The following is an 18,985-nucleotide window of genomic DNA, read 5'->3' on the forward strand; positions in this document are numbered from 1 at the left end:
GCGCTACCCAACGCGCAGGCCGCCGTGGCCTGCGTCGGCAATGCACGCCGTTTCAATCAGCATGGCCGCGCGAGTACGCAACTGGCGCGCTCGACACTCTCTGAACCAAAGGGCCGTGTGATGCTTGGTGAACGGCTGCCTCCTGCCCGCGTTTCCGTCCTTGCGGCCGGCGCGCGCCAGCAGCCGCGCCCATGGATCCAGTTCGATCCGGAGCAGATCGAACGCTCGTATAACAGGTCGCCCTTCCTGGTGAAACACCGCCTGGCAGAACGGCCGCAGTTCATGCTGCCATCGCTGTTCGCGCTCTGCCGGCGGATGCCCACACCAGCGGTCAAGGTGCGTATCGGCAAGATACCCGGCGACGCGGATTTTGACTCTTCGCTCCATCGCTACAACCACGGGCTCACCCTGGAAGATGCGGTCGAGCACTTCGAGGAGCGGGAGGCCTACATCGTTGTCTACAACCCGGAGCGTGATGCGGAATACCGCCCGGTGATCGAAGGCTTGCTAGGCGAGATCATCGTGGGTATCGAACGGCTCGATCCCAGGCCGACCTGGTACTCCACGTACTTCTTCATATCGGCCCGACACGCCGTGACGCCGTACCACATGGATCGCGAGATGAATTTCCTGCTGCAGATCCGCGGCCACAAGACCGTCAGGCTCTGGGACCCTGCCGATGCAACGATCATGACGCAAGCCCAGAAAGACCGCCTGCTCAGCGCGGAAGGGGAGGCGAGGCCAGCGTATCTGCCTTCGTTTGCCACCAAGGCAAAAGTGTTCGAACTCGAGCCAGGCCTCGGTGTGCACCATCCGTTCATTGCGCCCCATCTGGTGACCACCGGACCAGAGCTGTCCATCTCCCTGGCCATCACGTTTCGGACCGCGCGGTCGGACGTCTGGGCGGATGCACACCGTTTCAATCACCGCATGCGGCGCCTTGGTCTGCACCCGCGGGCGGTTGAGAGCAATCCCGCCGTCGACGCCACCAAGGCCGCATGCCTGCGTGGCTTGCGCGGGATGCGCAACGCGGTGCGCGGTGGGACGGAACGGGAGGGGGCGTAGACCACGGGAGACGCCTGAAGGTTGTGGCGGTCGCGGCGCGTGTAGCCACGCCATCCCGCGTTTCGGGTCACGGTGCCGGAGTCTGGGACAATGCAACGCTGACCGACCCCTCTGACGGACGAATCCCATGACCCAGTCCCTACGCATCGCAATGGCCCAGTTCGACTTCGCCGTCGGCGCGGTGGATGAGAACGCCGACCTGATCGTGGAACTGATCGAGCAGGCGCGCGACGATCACGGCGCCGACCTGGTGCTCTTCCCCGAGCTGGCGATATCGGGCTACCCGCCCGAGGACCTGTTGATGCGGCCGGGTTTCCTGCGCGCTTGCGAGGCGGCGATCGGGCGGGTGGCCAAGGCCGCCACCGGCATCACGGTGGTCGTGGGCTGGCCGGAGTCGGCCGGGTCGGTGGTCTACAACGCCGCCAGCGTCCTGCGCGACGGCGTGATCGAGAAGACCTACCGCAAGCGCAAGCTGCCCAATTACGCGGTGTTTGATGAGCGCCGCTATTTCGTCGTCGACCCCGACGGCGGGGACTGCGTGTTTGAAGTCAAAGGCACCCGGCTGGGTTTGCTGGTGTGCGAGGACCTGTGGTTCCACGAGCCGATCGCTTCCACCGTGGCGGCCGGCGCGGAGCTGGTGCTGTCCATCAACGCCTCCCCGTTTGAGCACGACCAGCACGGCCGGCGCGACCAGTTGCTGGAGGACGCCTCGCGCGGCAGCGGCGTGCCGATCGCCTATGTCAATTGCGTGGGCGGCCAGGACTCGCTGGTGTTCGACGGCGCGTCCCTGGTCGCCGATGGCGATGGCTGCGTGCACCCGGCGGCGTCGGCCTTCACCGAGCAGTGGCTGGTGGTCGATTTCGAACCGGCCAGCAAGCGCTTCCACCCGGTGCTGTGGCAGCAGGACGGCGACGAGAGCCGCGATGCGCTGGCGTGGCGCGCGGTGGTATCCGGCACGCGTGACTATTGCCGCAAGAACGGCTTCCGCAACGCGTGGGTGGGCCTGTCGGGCGGACTGGATTCGGCGGTCGTGCTGGCCATCGCGGTGGACGCGCTGGGCGCCGACAACGTCACCGCGGTGCGCATGCCCTCGCGCTACACCGTCAGCCTGTCCAACGACCTGGCCGCCGAGCAATGCCAGGAGCAGGGCGTGCGGCTGCTCGACCTGCCCATCGAGCAACCGTTCCAGGGCTTCCTGGCCGCGCTGGAGACGGTATTCGAAGGCCAGGCGGTGGATACCACCGAGGAGAACCTGCAGTCGCGGATCCGCGGCGCGCTCCTGATGGCGCTGAGCAACAAGTTCGGCGGCCTGCTGCTGACCACCGGCAACAAGAGCGAATACGCGGTCGGCTATTCGACCATCTACGGCGACATGGCCGGCGGCTACGCGCCGATCAAGGACCTCTACAAGAGCGAGGTCTTCGAGCTGGCGCGCTGGCGCAACACCGTCGGCGACCCGGTCGTCCCGGTCGGTGTGATCGCGCGAGCCCCGTCCGCGGAACTGCGCGCCGACCAGAAGGACGAGGATTCGCTGCCGCCCTACGACGTGCTCGACGCGCTACTGCGCCGCTGCATCGACCAGGAGCAGTCCCGCGATGAGATCGTCCGCGCCGGTTTCGATGCCGCGACGGTGGACCGCATCCTGCACCTGGTCCGCATCAGCGAGTGGAAGCGCCACCAGGCCGCGCCCGGCCCGAAAGTGTCGCGGCGCGCGTTTGGGCGGGAAAGGCGGTATCCGATCAGTAATGGGTTTCGGGATTAGCTTTCGGACCCTCCAGTTAGATAGCGGTCAAGGCGACTGACGGCTTGCTTTCGTGAGAGCGCTCTCCCCGGGATAGCGTCACGTGAGATTGGGTACGGGCAGCCATCGGCTTGTTCATGGCCTCATAAAATGTGCCGCAAGCAGCAACCCAATTACCCAATAGACCCAGTGGGGAATCATAGGCGCATCCCGCGGGTGCGGCGGACGAGACTCTGCGTGCCCATCAACGCGCTCGGACCAGTGACTGCGGCGCGGCGTCTCCACTGCGAAGTCGCCGCGCTGCAGGAGCTTATAGAGGTAAGTTCGGCTGCGATCCGTCTTCCCCGTTCGCTGCATGAGCGCCTGGCGCAAAGCATGGGCATCGGCGAGTGCCCCGTGGACATCCGATCGCTCAATCGCGAAGTGTGCACACACTGTGTCGAGTTTCTTGTTCGCCAAGGGAGCCCAGGGCCACTGGCGCTGTGTGCAGCGCCACCTCCGTCGCTCGATGCCGGAAATTACCTGCCCAATCATACGAATGTCGAAGCGGGCGTTGTGCGCGATCAGGGCACTGGCACGGTCCAGCATTGAGGTCAGAGCCGGAACATCAAACGCAAGTCCGCGAAGCGCTTCCACCGACATGCCATGAACACGCTGGGCATGTGGATTCATTGGAACCGTCGGGCATGCAAGACCATGCCATTCCGCGATGGGCTCGCCGAAGCCCTTCGCGTCGAGCTCCACCAGGACCGCTGCGATACTTACCGGCTGGTCGGCGGCGCTCAAGCCTGTGGTCTCGCAATCTAAAAAACACACGATCATTGGTTCCAAAATGTAGCCCCTTGGATTTACCGAACCCCGGCCTCCATTCACAGCGCCCCGAAAACCCGGAATTGAACCGCGATCACGCGATCAATGTCGTGCCGGCTAGGAATGTTTGGATTAAAGGGGGCTAATGCTCTCGATTTTCGCAACGCAACGGTACCCCGAATGGAACTCGGCCGGTCTACCCCGCGGAAGTTCCACGGCTGCTGACTACATAACTCTGAGTGGGGTTCAGTCGTGTGCCCAAGCTCTGAAGGCAAGTGCCTGGACGGAGGTGTATACTCTCCCCCAGTATCCGAGACGTCACGTCATGCCGCACTCCCCCGAAGAAAAGAAACGTGTCCTGGCCAGGGTCCGCCGCGCGCGGGGACAGCTGGAGGCGCTGGAGCGTGCGCTGGAGGCGGGTGCGGACTGTGGGCCGGTACTGCAGCAGATCGCCGCGATCCGCGGTGCGGTCAATGGATTGATGTCGCAGGTGCTGGAAAGCCATCTGCGTGAGGAGCTGGGAAGCCCTGCTGAGGATCCTTCACGCCGCCAGGCGGGCATCGACGATGCCGTGGCGCTGGTGCGCGCTTACCTGAAATGATTTGGAGAACGCCATGAAATCACGTGCCGCCGTCGCTTTCGAAGCCGGAAAGCCCCTGCAGATCGTCGAGATCGATGTCGAGCCGCCGCGCAAGGGCGAGGTCCTGGTCAAGATCACCCACACCGCGCTGTGCCACACCGACGCGTTCACCCTGTCGGGCGATGACCCCGAGGGCGTGTTTCCGGCCGTGCTCGGGCATGAGGGCGCGGGCATCGTGGTCGAGGTCGGCGAGGGCGTGACCAGCGTCAAGCCGGGCGATCACGTCATTCCGCTGTACACCGCCGAGTGCGGCGAGTGCCTGTTCTGCAAGAGCGGCAAGACCAACCTGTGCGTCGCCGTACGCGCGACCCAGGGCAAGGGCGTGATGCCCGACGGCACCACCCGCTTCTCCTACAACGGCGAGCCGATCTACCACTACATGGGCTGCTCGACCTTCAGCGAGTACACCGTCGTCGCCGAGGTCTCGCTGGCCAAGGTCAACCCGGATGCCAATCCCGAACACGTCTGCCTGCTCGGCTGCGGGGTCACCACCGGCATCGGCGCGGTCCACAACACCGCCAAGGTGGCCGAGGGCGACAGCGTGGCGGTCTTCGGCCTGGGCGCGATCGGGCTGGCGGTCATCCAGGGCGCGGTGCAGGCCAAGGCCGGGCGGATCATCGCCATCGACACCAATGCCGAGAAGTTCGAGCTGGCCCGGCAGATGGGCGCGACCGACTGCGTGAACCCCAGGGACCACGACAAGCCGATCCAGGAAGTCATCGTCGAGATGACCGGCTGGGGCGTGGACCACAGCTTCGAGTGCATCGGCAACGTCGACGTGATGCGCGCCGCACTGGAATGCGCGCATCGTGGCTGGGGCCAGTCGGTGATCATCGGCGTTGCCGGTGCGGGCAAGGAGATCAGCACGCGGCCGTTCCAGCTGGTGACCGGGCGCAAGTGGATGGGCACCGCGTTTGGCGGCGTCAAGGGCCGGACCCAGCTGCCGGGCATGGTCGAGGACGCGATGCGCGGGGATATCCAGCTGGCGCCGTTCGTAACCCACACCCTGCCGCTGGAGCGGATCAACGAGGCGTTCGAGCTGATGCACGCGGGCGAGTCGATCCGCACCGTGATCCATTACTGATGGTCAGCGATCGATCCCGGCTACGCCGGGCCATCCATCGTCGAGAGGTGAACAATGAAACAGATTGAACAGCACGCCAGTTTTGGCGGCAGCCAGGAAGTCTGGCAGCACGCGTCCAGCACGCTGGGCGTTGACATGGACTTTGCGGTCTACCTTCCGCCGCAGGCCAGGCAGGGGCCGTGCCCGGTCCTGTACTGGCTGTCGGGCCTGACCTGCAACGAGCAGAACTTCATCACCAAGGCGGGCGCGCAGGGATACGCGGCCAAGCACGGGGTGATCCTGGTGGCGCCCGACAGCAGCCCGCGCGGCGAAGGGGTCGCCGATGACGAGGCCTACGACCTGGGCCAGGGCGCGGGCTTCTACCTCAACGCGACCCGCGAGCCGTGGGCAAAGCACTACCGGATGTACGACTACATCACCCAGGAGCTGCCGGCGCTGGTGGATGCGCATTTCCCGACCACCACCGCGCGTGGCATCAGCGGTCACTCGATGGGCGGCCACGGCGCGCTGGTGATCGCGCTGCGCAACCCGGGCATGTTCCGCAGCGTGTCGGCATTCTCGCCGGTGGTTGCGCCCAGCCAGGTGCCGTGGGGCGAGAAGGCGTTCGGTGCCTATCTTGGTGAGGATCACGACGAGTGGATGCAGTGGGACGCCACCGCGCTGGTCGCCAATGCCAGCGAGCGCCTGCCGCTGCTGGTCGACCAGGGCGATGCCGACAACTTCCTCGACGAGCAGTTGCGCCCGCAGCTTCTGCAGCAGGCCTGCGAGGCGGCCGGTCACCCGCTGACCCTGCGAATGCAGCCGGGCTATGACCACAGCTACTACTTCATTGCCAGCTTCATCGGCGAGCACATCGCCCACCACGCCAAGGCGATGAAGGGCTGATCACCGGGGATAGGGATGTCGCGCGGGGTGGCCTGAAGGCACTCCGCGCGCGGCCCGGCTGGTTCAGGACGACACGGTCGTCTGGTCCGCTAGACGAAAGTCGGTAAACGCGAAACGTCCGTCGCGCAGCACGGTGTCCCCCCGCTGCAAATGAAGCGGCCGCCGGAACATCGGGCCATCTTCAACCAGGGTGTGGAACTCGCCGTTCTCGCCGCAGGGATCTGTCCCGGCGGGAAGGTCCGCCAGCAGTTCGGTGTCGAACAGGCAGCCGGCGAAGCGCGCATCCAGTTGCTGCGTATCCACGCAACACAGGTGGGTGCGCAGGCCACCGTCGAGCATCTCGCGCGCCAGCATGGTGGTGTCGCTGCCGAACAACGGCGTGAGGATGCTCCAGCCGTGGCGGGCGCACATCGCCTCGCGCCATTCGCGTACGTCAGTGAGCAGGAGGTCGCCGAACGCGATGGTGTCGATGCCCGGCCAGCGATCGCGCGCCTGACCAAGACTGGCGGCAAAGGCGGCTTCGTAGGTGACGTTGTCGGAGCCGTGCGGAATCACCGATTCCAGCAGCGGCACGCCGGCCGCATCCGCCTGCGCGCGCAAAACGTCGCGGCGAATGCCGTGCATGGCCACCCGTTGGAAATCGCCGTTGAGGGTGGTCAGCAGGCCGACCACCTCGACGTGGTCGCGGCTACGCAGGTGATGCAGGGTCCAGGCGGCGTCCTTGCCGCCGCTCCACGCGAGCAGGATCCGGCGCGACATCGGTCGCTCAGGCGGACTTGACGTCGCGCAGTTCCCACGCGCTGCCGGCGAGCAGGCGCAGGCGCTGCTTCAGGACGGTTCCCGGGATGTTGGTGGTCACCACCAGGTCGATGTGCAGGTCGTCCTGCGCACCTTCCACCGTCGCGTCCGGATCGGTCGCGGCGAGCGAACGGTCCACCTCGTCGGGTTCGTCCTGCTTGCGACGCCAGCGCTCGAACAGGCCGTCGCCGCGCAGCGCGGCCTGCAGTTCGGCGGCGAAGCCCTCGCCACTCTGCGCGGTGAAGGACAGATCCGGGTCGGCGCCGCGTGCGCGCGCGCCGTCGGGGAGGGTGATGTAGTAGCGGGTGGCCATGCGTAGTCCCTGGATGGAATGACGCCAGCTTACGGCCCACGCCATCGGGTCGCGGTGAACGCTGATCGGTCGCAGCGCTCGGGCTGGCGCGCGGCGGTGTCCGGATACATCAGCCGGGAGACGTATACGCATGAGCACGGTCAGCGCGTGCGTTCCGAATTGCGAGCTAGGGAGAAAGTGTTTATGGCACGACGCGTGAGATCTTACCGGGCGCCCAACGTGGGGTTGCGGGTCCTGATGCCAGCGGTACTGGCGGCAACCCTGGCAGTGGCGGCACCGGCTGCGGCGATGGAGTCGCAGGCCGACTTCATGTTTGAGATGCTCGGCGCGATGACGTGTGAACCTCCGCCTCGGGAGTTTGATCTGGCCGAGTACCGACAGATGGTTTCCGACAATCCGGAGTTGCCATTGACCCGAGGCACGATGGAGGGCGGGATGAGCAGCAGCCTCGCCGGCGGCACTGCGTATGGTGACGATGGGCGGGGAAGCTACATGGTCGGCATGCAGGGCATCTTGCTGGACCACAGCGATGACGTGACGGCGTTGTGCGTGATCCTCGCCCACATCGGCCAGAAGGCGGCGGGTCCCGCCTCCGGGGCCATCTTCGGGGAGGAAAATATCGAGGCGTCCAGCGATGGCGACTTTCTGGGTGTCTTCAAGTTGGTCACGACCGATGAGCGCGACCACTCGCGCACATATGCGACCGGCACCGTCAGCGGCGGCAGCCTGACACTCGACGAGCTGGAAAGGGACGTGGTGGCAGGCTCGCTGGTGCTCGAGGGCTCCTACACGCCCGTGGGCACCAAGAGCGTCATGCCCCTAAGTGTGAGCGTCGCGATTCCGCGTGCCGAGAATGTGCTTGAGCCTGTCTGGACGCTGGAGCGCAAGTAAGGGCGTCGAGTCCGTCGCGGCGGTGGCATTATCGGTTTCCCGGGAGCGGCGTCGCTCCCACGCCACCTGGAGTGCCCATGCGTCGCATCCTTGCCGTTTCCGCGCTGTCTCTTGCCCTGTGCGTCGCATGCTCAACGGGCGCGCCGACAAAAACCGCGGCTCCCACCGCCACGGCCGCCCAGACCTCCGCGGTCCAGGGCGCCTCCGAGGACGCGCGCCTCAACGCGTGGTTCGAGCGCAAATACGAGGAGCAGCTGCAGTTCAGCCCGATCCAGATGACCTTCCTGGGCCGCAAGGACCGCTATTCCGAGATCGACGACCTGTCGCGCGCGGCAGGTGAGCGCCAACTCGCGTGGCAGATCGCTGCGCTGCAGGAGATGCAGTCGAACTTCGATTACGATGCCCTCGGCGACGATGCGCAGCTCTCGTGGGACCTGTTCAAGTACCAGGTCGAGCAGTCAAAGGCCGGCCACCGGTTTGTCGATCACCAGTATCCGTTCGAGCAGATGGGTGGCATGCAATCGCAGCTGCCGACCTTCCTGATCAATTTCCACAAGGTGGAGGATGAATCGGATTACCTTGCCTATATCGCCCGACTTCGCGAGGCGCCGCGGGCTTTCGGGCAGCTGATGGAGCAGGTGAAAATTTCGGCGAAGAAGGGCATCCGGCCGCCACGTTTCGCCCACGAGGGCGTGCTCGAGCAGGGTGGCAAGGTGGTCACCGGAGCCCCCTTTACCGACGGCGCCGACAGCGCGCTGTGGGCCGACGCGCAGGCCAAGGCCGATGGGCTTGTGAAGGCCGGCAAGATCGACACGGCACGTGCGTCCGAGTTGAAGGCGCAGGCCCGCGCCGCGCTGGTGGAAGCGGTGCAGCCGGCATATTCGGAAATGCTCGCCTGGTTCAAGGCCGATCTGCCCAACGCCAAGGCCAATCCCTCCGGCGTCGGCACCACCCATCCCGATGGCAAGGCCTATTACGCCCAGCGCCTGCAGGCATCGACCACGACCGACCTCACGCCCGATGAAGTGCACCAGATCGGACTGGACGAAGTGGCGCGGATCCGCGGCGAGATGGAGGCGCTGAAAGAGCGCGTCGGCTTCAAGGGCGACCTGCAGGCGTTCTTCCACTTCATGCGCACCGACCCGCAGTTCAAGTATCCCAACACCGATGCCGGGCGCCAGGCCTACATCGACGATGCCAGCAAGGCGATCGCGACCATCAAGCAGCAGTTGCCCCACTACTTCGGCCTGCTGCCCAAGGCCGACATCGTGGTCAAGCGGGTGGAGGCGTTCCGCGAAGTGGACGGCGCCGCGCAGCACTACTACCCCAGCACCCCGGACGGCAGCCGTCCGGGCGTGTACTACGCGCACCTGTCGGACATGAACGCGATGCCGAAGACCGAGCTGGAGGTCATCGCCTACCACGAGGGACTGCCGGGCCATCACATGCAGATCGCCATCGCGCAGGAGCTGGAGGGTGTGCCGGAGTTCCGCAAGCAGGCCGGGTTCACCGCCTACGCCGAGGGCTGGGGCCTGTACGCCGAGTGGCTGGCGCGCGAGATGCCGGGTACCTACACCGACCCGTACTCCGAGTACGGTCGCCTGACCTCGGAGATGTGGCGCGCGATCCGCCTGGTGGTCGACACCGGGCTGCACGCCAAGGGCTGGACCCAGAAGCAGGCCGTCGCGTATTTCGCCGAGAACAGCTCGATCCCGACCGAGGCGGTCGAGGCCGAAGTGCGCCGCTACATCACCTGGCCCGGCCAGGCGACGGCTTACAAGATCGGCATGATCAAGATCCAGCAGCTGCGCGCGAAGGCCGAAGCCGAACTGGGCGACGACTTCGACATCCGCCATTTCCACGACGCCGTGCTTGGCGGCGGCGCGATGCCGCTGACCCTGCTGGAGCGGCGCATCGACCAGTGGATCGCGGACGAGAAAAAGGCGGGGTGAGGTCGGGGCGGGACCTGCCGACCTTCGCGGCGAATGTCCCCCGGCCTCCGCCTGCGGCGGAGGCCTCCTCCTTTATTTCGCCCCGAAGGCCGGCAGGTCCCGCCCCCGCGCTGTGGGTGTGAAACCGCCGGTTTTACCTACTGCAACCGCCGCCACTATTTAACGTCGGGGATGCTTGCCCTTGGGTGTGAAGTAAAGGAGGAGGCACCGGCTTGACCGGTGCCGGGGGACATTCGCACCCAAGGGCATGCATCCCTCACCCTTCGCACTCCTACTACCGCACCGCCGCTGGATACGCCGGCGGCAAACCGCCGCGCTCGGCCGGGACAGTCGGCTGCAGATACCGGTCCCGCAGATCCGTCTGCCGGCTGCGCATCTGGATCGGCTTGCCGTCGAACCAGACCTGGGTGGCCACCGCGTTCACCTCCAGAGGATCGCCGCTCCACAGCACCAGGTCGGCACGTTTGCCGACGGCGATGCTGCCGACGCTGTCCGTGACGCCGAAGACCTTTGCCGGTACCGACGTCAGTCCGGCGACGCCGAGATCCCAGGGCAGGCCGTGGGCGACGGCGTTGCCCGCCGCCTGGCGGATCTTGCGCGCGTTGTGGGAACCGTCGCCGCTCTGGCTGAAGCCCACCGCCACCCCGGCCGCGGCCAGTCGGGCGGCGTTTTCCGGCGTCGCGCCGATCTGGTCGAAGCCGGCTGGCAGCGTGTCCAGCGGATTGACGAACACGGCTACGTCGGCAGCGGCGAGCTGGGGCGCGAGCTTCCATGCCTCGGCGCCGCCGAGGATGGCGATCCTGACCTTGTGTTTGGCCGACCAGCGCAGCAGCTGGCGGATATCGGCGGCGCGATCCACGCCGACCACGACGCGGCCGCCGTTGTCCAGATAGGTCGCCAGGGATTTGCGCCCGGCGGGTGTCAGCAGCGCCACCTTGGCGTCGAGCGGAATCCGGCCGCGCACCTCGTCCACCAACTGGTCCAGGATCATCCATTGCGCGGCCCGCGACTGTCCGCTCAGACCGGCCGCATCCGCGCCGATGTCGACAAACAGGGCCTTCGGCCCGATCGGGTCCGCGCTGCCGTCGAGGCGGAACACACCGCCCTGGCCGCCGATGATCGAGCCTTCACTGTCGCTGCCCGCGCCCAGCAGGGTCCAACCGATGCCCTCGATACGGGCGACGGGAACCAGCAGCGAATCGGGGTTGTAGGCGAGCGTGACGTCAAACTCCGGGCGCACCGGCATGCCCGCTGCGCCCAGGCCGAGACGGCTGTCCACGGTGGAGCGCTCGCCGGAGACCTCCTCGATGCCGATCCCGGTGATGCCGCCGAACAGGGCCGGCGTCAGGCGGCGCTCGCCCGCGTCGACAACCCGCACGCTGGCCGGCGCGCTCAGGGCGGCGCCGATCTGGCGGATGACGCCACCGCTGACCAGCACGTCGGTGTTGGTCAACGTCGCCGGGCTCGCGCCGGTGTGCACGGTGGCGTTGCGGATCAGCAGCTCCCGCGCGGTGGCAGGAACCGCGCACAGCGCCAGCACGGCAGCGGCCAGCGACGTCATTGCCAGGCGCTTCACAGGGCGCCTCCGGTGGTGGCGGGCTGGCCGAGCATGAAGTCCGAGGTCGCCCGGCGGGAGGGGTCGTTGATGTCGTGCACGCGTGCGCCGTCGACGTAGACCTGCTCGGCCTTGGCGTACACGCTGAAGGGGTTGCCGCTCCAGAGCACTACGTCGGCCATTTTCCCGACCTCCAGGGTGCCGGTTTGATCGGCGATGCCCATCGATTTCGCTGGGTTGGCGGTCAGCCAGAGGATCGCCCGCTCCGGTGCGATCTCGATGCCCGCCAGTTGCGCGTGTGCCATGACCTTTGCCGCCTCCTGGTTGAGGCGCTGGATGTCGTCGGCCGAATCGCTGTGCAGGATCGCGCAGCTGCCCGGCTGGCGGTCGACCAGCGCGATGTTTTCCTGGATGCCATCGAAAGCCTCCAGCTTGAACCCCCACCAGTCCGACCACAGCGCCGCGCAGGTGCCGGAGCGGGCCAGCTTGTCGGCGATCTTGTAGGCCTCCACGCCGTGGTGGAAGGCGGCGATGCGGAAGCCGAACTCGTCGGCCAGGTCGAGCATCGTCGCCATCTCGTCGGCGCGGTAGCAGTGGATGTGCACGCGAATGTCGCCGTTGATCGCGCCAGCCAGCGTTTCCAGCTTGAGGTCCTGCTTGCCGGCGCTCTCGCCCTCGCCCTCGGCCTGCTTGCCCCAGCGGCGCTTTTTGCTCGTCGAATCGTTGCCGCTGCCGTTCTTTTTCAGGTACTCGGCGGCCTCGATGAACGCGGCCCGGTAGCCGGCCACGTTGCCCATGCGGGTCGCCGGGCCGCCCTTGTCACCATAGACGCGCTTGGGGTTCTCGCCACAGGCCATTTTCAGCCCCCACGGCGCGCCGGGAAACTTCATCGCCTGGTAGCTGACCGCGGGCACATTCTTGAGCGTCACCCCGCGACCGCCGATCAGGTTGGCCGAGCCGGGCAGGATCTGCAGCGAGGTGATGCCGCCGGCGCGGGCGGCGTTGAAGCCCGGATCCTGCGGCCACACCGAGTGCTCGGCCCAGACCGCCGCGGTCACCGGAGCGGTCATCTCGTTGCCGTCGCTGTGCGCGCGCACGCCAGGACTCGGGTAGACGCCCAGGTGCGAGTGCACATCGATGATGCCGGGGGTGACCCACTTGCCGCGCCCGTCCACGACCGTGGTGTTGGCAGGCACAGACAGGTTTACCCCTACTCCGGCGATTCGGCCTTCCACCATCAGCACGTCGGCCCCCTCCATCCGCTCGCCGGTGCCGGTGAGCACGGTCGCTCCCTGCAGCAGCACGGCCGGCGAGGCGATGACCTGGTAGGTGCTCGGATACGGGTCCGGACGCGGCGCGCTGGCGGCTTGGGCGGACGGCGAGGCCATCCCCAGCGCCAGCGTCAGCGCCGCCGCGAGGAGGGCGGTGTTTGGTCGAGACATTGGATTTCCCCGATGTGTTGCAGCGGCCGTTGCGGCCGCATGGCGATGGATTCACCGTAGCCGCGGACCACAGCCGTGCCAAGAGTGACAATGGTCATGCCGGGGGTTCGGGCAGCCGCCGGAGGCAGGCTCACCGCGCCGTAGACGCGGCTGCTGCTACCGTCGACACCTCTTCCGATTGACGAGGTGCCCGATGGACACGACGGCCGAAGCGGTCCTTGAATTCTGGCGTGAGGCCGGCCCCGACATGTGGTTCGGGGGCGGCGAAGCCTTCGACCGACGGGTGCGCGAGCAGCTGGGGGAAGCGCACATGGCCGCCTCGCGCGGCGAGTTGCACGAGTGGATGGAGTCGGCGGAAAGCGCCATGGCGCTGGTCCTGCTGCTGGACCAGGTCCCTCGCCACATCTTCCGCGGCAGCGCGCATGCCTACGCCACTGACCCCCTGGCCTGCGAGGTCGCCACGCGGGCGGTCGGGCACGGCTTCGACACCCAGATCGATCCCGAGCTGCGACGCTTCTTCTATCTGCCCTTCACCCACAGCGAGGACCCGATGCAGCAGCAGCGGTCCGTCGAACTGCACCGGACCATGCCCGGCGAGGAGCCTGACAAGTGGGCCGTGCACCATCAGGCGATCATCGAGCGTTTCGGGCGGTTCCCGCACCGCAACGCGCTGTTTGGACGTGCCACCACGCCGACCGAACAGGCGTGGCTGGACGAGGGCGGCTTCAGTGGCTGAAGCCGCCGCGGGCGCGTCGGCTCAGTAGGTCGGCACGCTCGGATCGACCTTCGCGCTCCACTCGGCGATGCCGCCGCTGACGTTGTACAGGCGCTTGAAGCCGAGCGCGCGGAAGTCCTCGGCGACCTGGGCGCTGCGGGCACCGGTGTGGCAGATGAATGCCAGCCCGGTGTCCCGTGGCAGGTCCTCCAGCTCCGCGCGACCGTTGCCGTCGAGCGTCTTGAACGGAACCTTGACCGAGGCCACCGCGCGTTCTTCGGCCGGGCGCACGTCCACCAGCACAACGTCGCCGTCGACCACCTTGACGGCCGCCTCGGTCACTTCCAGCACGCTTACCTTGGGTGGTGCGTTGGGGTTGTCGATCACCAGACCGCGGCCACGCTCGTCCTCGACCCAGTCGATCGACAGGCCGCGCGCGCGCTGGGCGCTGGCGACGTCGAACTGCACGCGCAGGCCTTCGGCCTCGCTGGTGATGGCGTTGTCATCGACCGGCGCCAGCTGCAGGCGGGCGTTGAAGCGCGGGTCGATCTCGACCTGCAACGCGTATCCCTTGCCGGCGTTGCCCACGGCTTCGCCGAGCATTTTCGCCGCTGCGGGGGTGATCGTGATCGCCGGCGGCGTGCGGTCCGGGGCCGGCACGCCCAGCGCCGTGTAGAGCTCGCCGGAGCGGGCAATCTGCTCGATGATGTCGCTGCCGCCGACCAGCTCCTTGTCGATGTAGAGCTGCGGGATCGTCGGCCATTCGCCGTAGACCTTGATGCCTTCGCGGATCTCGGGATCCGAGAGCACGTCCACGTGCTGGTACTTCACCCCGGTCGCGCCCAGCAGCCCGACCGCCTTGGCCGAGAACCCGCACTGGGGCGCCGCCGGCTCGCCTTTCATGAACAGGACGACGCGGTTGGTGGTGAGCAGTTCTTCGATGCGCGAGCGCAGTGCGGGATCAAGTGACATGACAAGGCTTCCGTAAGATGCGGACGGATTACGTCCCGGGTAGGCCGGCCAGTGTAACGAGGCGTGGCTGACGCTGGCATGATCCAGGTCATGGCGACCCCCGACCCGCACCGCGTTCCCCGCCGTCCCCACGCGTGGTGGATGATCCTGCTCGCGTCCCAGCTACTGGTCGCGGCCCTGTGGTGGCGCTGGGGCTGGCCGGTCGGCCTGCCGGTGATGCTGGCCAGCCACCTGCCGTTCCTGTGGGGCACGCTGAAACCCGATTCGCGGCTGTTCAGCCCGGTCCTGTCGCGGCTGCCGACCCACGAGCGCGTGGTGTGGCTGACCATCGACGACGGTCCATCGGATGACACCGTGGCGGTGCTGGACCTGCTGGATGCGCATGCCGCCAAGGCGACGTTCTTCCTGGTGGGCGAGCGTGCGCGTGAACGACCCGAGCTGGTGCGCGAGATAGTGCGGCGCGGCCACGGAATCGGCAACCACAGCCACAGCCACCCGCAGTCGGTGTTCTGGGCGCTGGGTCCGGCGCGGATGCGCGAGCAGATCGGCCGCGCGCAGGCCGAGCTGACGGCGATCGCCGGCACCGCGCCGCGATGGTTCCGTGCCGTGGTCGGCATGGCCAACCCGTTCGTGGCGAGCGCCCTGCGCGAGCACGGCCTGGCCCGCGTCGCCTGGAGCGCGCGCGGCTTCGATGCGGTGGCCGCGGATCCGCAGGCGGTGGTCGCGCGTATCGAGCGCGATCTTGCGCCGGGCGCGATCGTATTGATGCACGAGGGCGCCCGGCACGGACGCAACGTGGAGACGCTGCGGCTGCTACTGCAACTGCTGGAAAACGAAGGATTCCGGACGCTGGTGCCGGCGGGGGAGGGGTGAGATCTGCGCACAGCAAAACGCCGCCCGGAGGCGGCGTTTCACCGTACGGCAGATGCTGCGCGAACCAGGGTTCGCCGGTCAGTAATCCAGCGCCGACTTCTCGCGCGCAAACGGGTTGAGCTTGCGCCAGTCGCCGGGGTACTTCGGCCAGTTGCCGGCCAGGTACGGGTGCCCCGGATCGGCCTTCTGCAGGCGTGCGCGGGTGTCCGCGGCCAGGGTCTCATTGCCCAGGCCCGTGTACGCAGCGGCGAGCGCGGCGATCGCGTCGTTCTGGTATTTGCTGTCGGGGTAGGTCTCCAGCAGGTAGGTCGCACGTTCCACCGCCGCGACGTAGGCCGTGCGGCGCAGGTTGTACAGCGAGACTTCCAGCTCATGCCGGGCGAAGGTGTTCTGCAGCTCGGCCATGCGCTCGCGCGCGTCGGCGGCGTAGAGGCTGTTGGGGTAGCGCTCCACGACGATGGAGAAGTCGTTGTAGGCCTGGTGCGGGGTGGCCAGGTCGCGGCGGCTGGGATCGAGCTTCCAGACCTTCTGCAGGAATACGGTGTCGCGGCTGGAGTTCACCAGCCCGCGCAGGTAGTACAGGTAGGCGATGTTGCGGTGCGTCGGGTAGGTACGGATGAAGCGGTCGATGCTGCTGATCGCTTCCTCGTGATTGCCGGCCTTGTACTGCGCGTAGGCGGTCTCGATCAGCGCCTGCTCGGTGTAGGCACCGTACGGGTACTGGGCGACCAGGCCCTTGAAGTTGTCGGCACCGGCCGACCAGTTGCCGCGCTTCATGGCGGCGTGGCCCTTCTCGTACAGCTCCTCCACCGGCGCGGCCTCCGGAGTGGTGTCTTTCTTCTTGAACATGGAGCAGCCGGGGCCGATGAAAGCGACGATCAGCAGCAGCGGCAGCACGCGGAGGGGGGCATAACGATGGGTCATGGTCGATATCACGGGCGCCGGGGGCACGAAGCGCCGATAATAGCAGTCCCGCGCCGTGTGCCCTTAACCGTGTCCTGCCAATGAGCCAACCCGACATCGCCCTCCAGGCCACCGTGCCCGCCGCCGCCGCGGGACGCCGCTTCGATGCCGTGGTGGCGGAACTGTTCCCGTCCTATTCGCGCTCGCGTCTCTCCACCTGGATCAAGTCCGGGGAAGTGCTGCTGGACGGCAACGCCGTGCGCCCGCGCGACCCGGTGCACGGCGGCGAGCTGGTCAGCCTGAACGTGACGCCGGACGTGCAGACGCGCTCGGAGCCGGAGGACATTCCGCTGGACGTCCTGTTCGAGGACGAGCACGTGATCGTGATCGACAAGCCCGCCGGCCTGGTGGTGCATCCCGGCGCCGGCAATCCGGACGGGACGCTGGTCAACGCGCTGCTGTACCGCCAGCCCGACCTGAACGCGCTGCCGCGCGCCGGCATCGTCCATCGCCTCGACAAGGACACCTCCGGGGTGATGGTGGTGGCGCGCACGCTGGTGGCCCACACCGCGCTGGTCGAGCAACTGTCATCGCGCGAGGTCTATCGCCAGTACCTGGCCGTGGTGTCGGGTGCGCTGGTGTCGGGCGGCACCGCCAAGGCGCCGATCGATCGCCACCCGCGTGACCGCATCCGCATGGCGGTGCGCGAGGACGGTCGCGACGCGATCACCCACTTCCGCCTGCGCGAGCGCTTCCGCGCACACACCCTGCTGGAGTGCCGGCTGGAAACGGGCCGCACCCATCAGATCCGCGTGCACATGGCCCACCTCAAGCACCCGATCATCGGCGATCCGCTGTACGGCGGGTCCTTGAAACTGCCGCGTGGCGCGAATGTGGCGCTGGTGACCGCGCTGAAGGGGTTCAGGCGTCAGGCCCTGCACGCCGAGACGCTGGAGTTCGTCCATCCGGTGACCGGCGAGGCAGTGCGCTGCAGCGCGCCGATGCCGGCGGACATGCAGGCCCTGGTGACTGCTCTGCGCGACGACACCGCCGAGGCCATCGAGCGAGCGCGCTGAGTGGGCGCCTCGCCCCTACTGTCCGCTGACTGGCCCGCGCCGCGCGGGGTGCACGGGCTCACCACGCTGCGTTACGGCGCGGGTGTGTCGGTGGCGCCGTTCGAGCGGTTCAACCTGGGCAACCGCTATGCCGCCGATGGCGACGATCCCGCGGCGGTGGACGCCAACCGGGCGGCGCTGGTCGGCGTCGCGGGGCTGCCCTCGGCTCCGGTGTGGTTGCGGCAGGTGCATGGCGCGGGGGTGTTTCGCGCGGCAGGGAGCCATGCCGCTTCAACGGCGTCGACGGGCAACGGACCGTCGAGCGGTGGCGCTCAGGTTGAAGCATCCAACGAGCCGGAAGCCGACGCCGCGGTGACGTCCGTGCCCGGCACGGTGCTGGCCATCCTCACGGCCGATTGCCTGCCGGTGCTGTTGTGCGCCGATGACGGCAGCGAGGTGGGCGCCGCCCACGCCGGCTGGCGGGGCCTGGCCGGTGGCGTGCTGGAAGCCACCGTGAACGCGATGGCGACGTCGCCGAAGCGCCTGATCGCCTGGCTGGGACCGGCCGCCGGTCCGCAGCACTACGAGGTAGGTACCGAGGTCCGCGATGCGTTTGTCTCTCGCGACCGCTGGGCGGAGAACGCCTTCATCGCCACCCGTCCCGGACACTGGAATGTCGACCTGTACGCGTTGGCGCGTCGGCGGCTGGGGCAGGCGGGACTGGCGGCCGAGCGCATCTTTGGCGGCGGGCTGTGCACGATCGCCGACCCGGCGCGCTTCTACTCGCACCGCCGCGACCAGCGCACCGGGCGGATGGCGTCGCTCGTCTGGCTCCAGCCCGATTCCTGAACCCGCTCGAAAGCAGGCGGGTGCGGATCGAAGCCGCTATTTGCCGTCGAACGCGTTCAGCCCCAGTCGCATCCAGCGTTTCGCCACTTCGTCGCGATCCACCAGCACGTCCCACAGGGTGTCCTCGCTGAGGATGCTGTACTCGCCGTGGCACTCGAGGGGCACGTTGTTGGCGTGGTCCTCGCGCCACTGCGGGCTCTGGTAGTACGCCTGCAGTTCGTGCAGCAGGGCCTGCGCCTCCAGCCACTGCTGTTGCGCCTCTTCCTGCTGCCGGTGCAGTTGGCGCCATCGCTCGTACTTCTGCTGCATTGCCTGGGGATCGTATTGGGGCATGTGGCGTTCTCTTTTTTGGGGATCATGGCGCAACGGCGATGACCGGCGTGCAAACAGCCGCGGGCATCTTGAACTGGCGTCCATAAACCACATGTCTTGGGTATCGCGA

Annotated in this window: 19 protein-coding genes; 11 read left to right on the forward strand and 8 right to left on the reverse strand. The window is 67.4% G+C overall.

What is annotated here, in order from left to right; genetic code table 11:
• The first annotated feature begins 24 nt into the window (after window positions 1-24).
• Together INQ41_RS01985 and INQ41_RS01990 are read left to right on the forward strand one after the other, a co-directional pair.
• Complete coding sequence (locus INQ41_RS01985) at window positions 25-1,065, forward strand: cupin-like domain-containing protein (protein ID WP_193985788.1); 1,041 nt, start codon at window positions 25-27, stop codon at window positions 1,063-1,065.
• Between the two features lie 127 nt (window positions 1,066-1,192).
• Window positions 1,193-2,827: an NAD+ synthase gene (locus INQ41_RS01990; protein WP_193985790.1), complete on the forward strand. Its 1,635-nt coding sequence runs from the start codon at window positions 1,193-1,195 to the stop codon at window positions 2,825-2,827.
• A gap of 114 nt (window positions 2,828-2,941) precedes the next feature.
• On the opposite strand, the gene INQ41_RS01995 is transcribed toward INQ41_RS01990, so the two are convergent.
• A complete protein-coding gene (locus INQ41_RS01995; RefSeq protein WP_193985792.1) occupies window positions 2,942-3,592 on the reverse strand; it encodes a 3'-5' exonuclease in 651 nt (216 codons plus the stop codon).
• 349 nt (window positions 3,593-3,941) lie between these two features.
• On the opposite strand from INQ41_RS01995, the gene frmR reads away from it, so the two are divergent.
• Genes frmR through fghA form a run of 3 tightly spaced genes read left to right on the forward strand, consistent with a single transcriptional unit; the run spans window position 3,942 to window position 6,225 of the window.
• Window positions 3,942-4,217 (forward strand): formaldehyde-responsive transcriptional repressor FrmR, encoded by a 276-nt coding sequence (gene frmR, locus INQ41_RS02000; RefSeq protein WP_193985794.1) that lies wholly within the window; start codon window positions 3,942-3,944, stop codon window positions 4,215-4,217.
• 13 nt (window positions 4,218-4,230) lie between these two features.
• A complete protein-coding gene (locus INQ41_RS02005) occupies window positions 4,231-5,340 on the forward strand; it encodes an S-(hydroxymethyl)glutathione dehydrogenase/class III alcohol dehydrogenase (RefSeq protein WP_193985796.1) in 1,110 nt (369 codons plus the stop codon).
• A 54-nt stretch (window positions 5,341-5,394) separates the two neighbouring features.
• Window positions 5,395-6,225 (forward strand): S-formylglutathione hydrolase, encoded by an 831-nt coding sequence (gene fghA / locus INQ41_RS02010; RefSeq protein ID WP_193985797.1) that lies wholly within the window; start codon window positions 5,395-5,397, stop codon window positions 6,223-6,225.
• 63 nt (window positions 6,226-6,288) lie between these two features.
• Here fghA and INQ41_RS02015 read toward each other — a convergent pair whose 3' ends face one another.
• Window positions 6,289-6,984 carry a Dph6-related ATP pyrophosphatase gene (locus tag INQ41_RS02015; protein ID WP_193985799.1) on the reverse strand — a complete coding sequence of 232 codons (696 nt, stop codon included), beginning with the start codon at window positions 6,982-6,984 and terminating at the stop codon, window positions 6,289-6,291.
• A gap of 7 nt (window positions 6,985-6,991) precedes the next feature.
• Window positions 6,992-7,336: a hypothetical protein gene (locus INQ41_RS02020; protein ID WP_193985801.1), complete on the reverse strand. Its 345-nt coding sequence runs from the start codon at window positions 7,334-7,336 to the stop codon at window positions 6,992-6,994.
• Window positions 7,337-7,531: 195 nt separating this feature from the next.
• Between INQ41_RS02020 and INQ41_RS02025 the strand changes: the two genes are divergently transcribed.
• Together INQ41_RS02025 and INQ41_RS02030 are read left to right on the forward strand one after the other, a co-directional pair.
• Complete coding sequence (locus INQ41_RS02025; RefSeq protein WP_193985803.1) at window positions 7,532-8,227, forward strand: hypothetical protein; 696 nt, start codon at window positions 7,532-7,534, stop codon at window positions 8,225-8,227.
• A 77-nt stretch (window positions 8,228-8,304) separates the two neighbouring features.
• Window positions 8,305-10,179: a DUF885 domain-containing protein gene (locus tag INQ41_RS02030; protein WP_193985804.1), complete on the forward strand. Its 1,875-nt coding sequence runs from the start codon at window positions 8,305-8,307 to the stop codon at window positions 10,177-10,179.
• Between the two features lie 274 nt (window positions 10,180-10,453).
• Here the strand turns inward: INQ41_RS02030 and INQ41_RS02035 are convergent, their stop codons facing one another.
• Window positions 10,454-11,740: an amidohydrolase family protein gene (locus tag INQ41_RS02035; RefSeq protein ID WP_193987157.1), complete on the reverse strand. Its 1,287-nt coding sequence runs from the start codon at window positions 11,738-11,740 to the stop codon at window positions 10,454-10,456.
• 11 nt (window positions 11,741-11,751) lie between these two features.
• A complete protein-coding gene (locus INQ41_RS02040) occupies window positions 11,752-13,176 on the reverse strand; it encodes an amidohydrolase (RefSeq protein ID WP_193985806.1) in 1,425 nt (474 codons plus the stop codon).
• Window positions 13,177-13,369: 193 nt separating this feature from the next.
• Between INQ41_RS02040 and INQ41_RS02045 the strand changes: the two genes are divergently transcribed.
• Window positions 13,370-13,912, forward strand: coding sequence for a DUF924 family protein (locus tag INQ41_RS02045; RefSeq protein WP_193985808.1), 543 nt, complete (start codon window positions 13,370-13,372; stop codon window positions 13,910-13,912).
• Between the two features lie 21 nt (window positions 13,913-13,933).
• On the opposite strand, the gene grxD is transcribed toward INQ41_RS02045, so the two are convergent.
• The gene (gene grxD / locus INQ41_RS02050; protein ID WP_193985810.1) at window positions 13,934-14,863 is read right to left on the reverse strand and encodes a Grx4 family monothiol glutaredoxin; all 930 of its coding nucleotides are present in this window, start codon (window positions 14,861-14,863) and stop codon (window positions 13,934-13,936) included.
• 90 nt (window positions 14,864-14,953) lie between these two features.
• On the opposite strand from grxD, the gene INQ41_RS02055 reads away from it, so the two are divergent.
• Complete coding sequence (locus INQ41_RS02055; protein WP_193985811.1) at window positions 14,954-15,736, forward strand: polysaccharide deacetylase family protein; 783 nt, start codon at window positions 14,954-14,956, stop codon at window positions 15,734-15,736.
• Window positions 15,737-15,814: 78 nt separating this feature from the next.
• On the opposite strand, the gene INQ41_RS02060 is transcribed toward INQ41_RS02055, so the two are convergent.
• Complete coding sequence (locus INQ41_RS02060) at window positions 15,815-16,660, reverse strand: outer membrane protein assembly factor BamD (RefSeq protein ID WP_193985813.1); 846 nt, start codon at window positions 16,658-16,660, stop codon at window positions 15,815-15,817.
• Between the two features lie 80 nt (window positions 16,661-16,740).
• On the opposite strand from INQ41_RS02060, the gene rluD reads away from it, so the two are divergent.
• Window positions 16,741-17,715: a 23S rRNA pseudouridine(1911/1915/1917) synthase RluD gene (gene rluD / locus INQ41_RS02065; protein WP_193985815.1), complete on the forward strand. Its 975-nt coding sequence runs from the start codon at window positions 16,741-16,743 to the stop codon at window positions 17,713-17,715.
• A complete protein-coding gene (pgeF, locus tag INQ41_RS02070) occupies window positions 17,716-18,543 on the forward strand; it encodes a peptidoglycan editing factor PgeF (protein WP_193985817.1) in 828 nt (275 codons plus the stop codon).
• Window positions 18,544-18,579: 36 nt separating this feature from the next.
• On the opposite strand, the gene INQ41_RS02075 is transcribed toward pgeF, so the two are convergent.
• Window positions 18,580-18,876, reverse strand: coding sequence for a DUF4298 domain-containing protein (locus tag INQ41_RS02075; RefSeq protein ID WP_193985819.1), 297 nt, complete (start codon window positions 18,874-18,876; stop codon window positions 18,580-18,582).
• Window positions 18,877-18,985 lie beyond the last annotated feature (109 nt).

The sequence above is a fragment of the Lysobacter ciconiae genome, assembly GCF_015209725.1.
GTDB lineage: Bacteria > Pseudomonadota > Gammaproteobacteria > Xanthomonadales > Xanthomonadaceae > Novilysobacter > Novilysobacter ciconiae.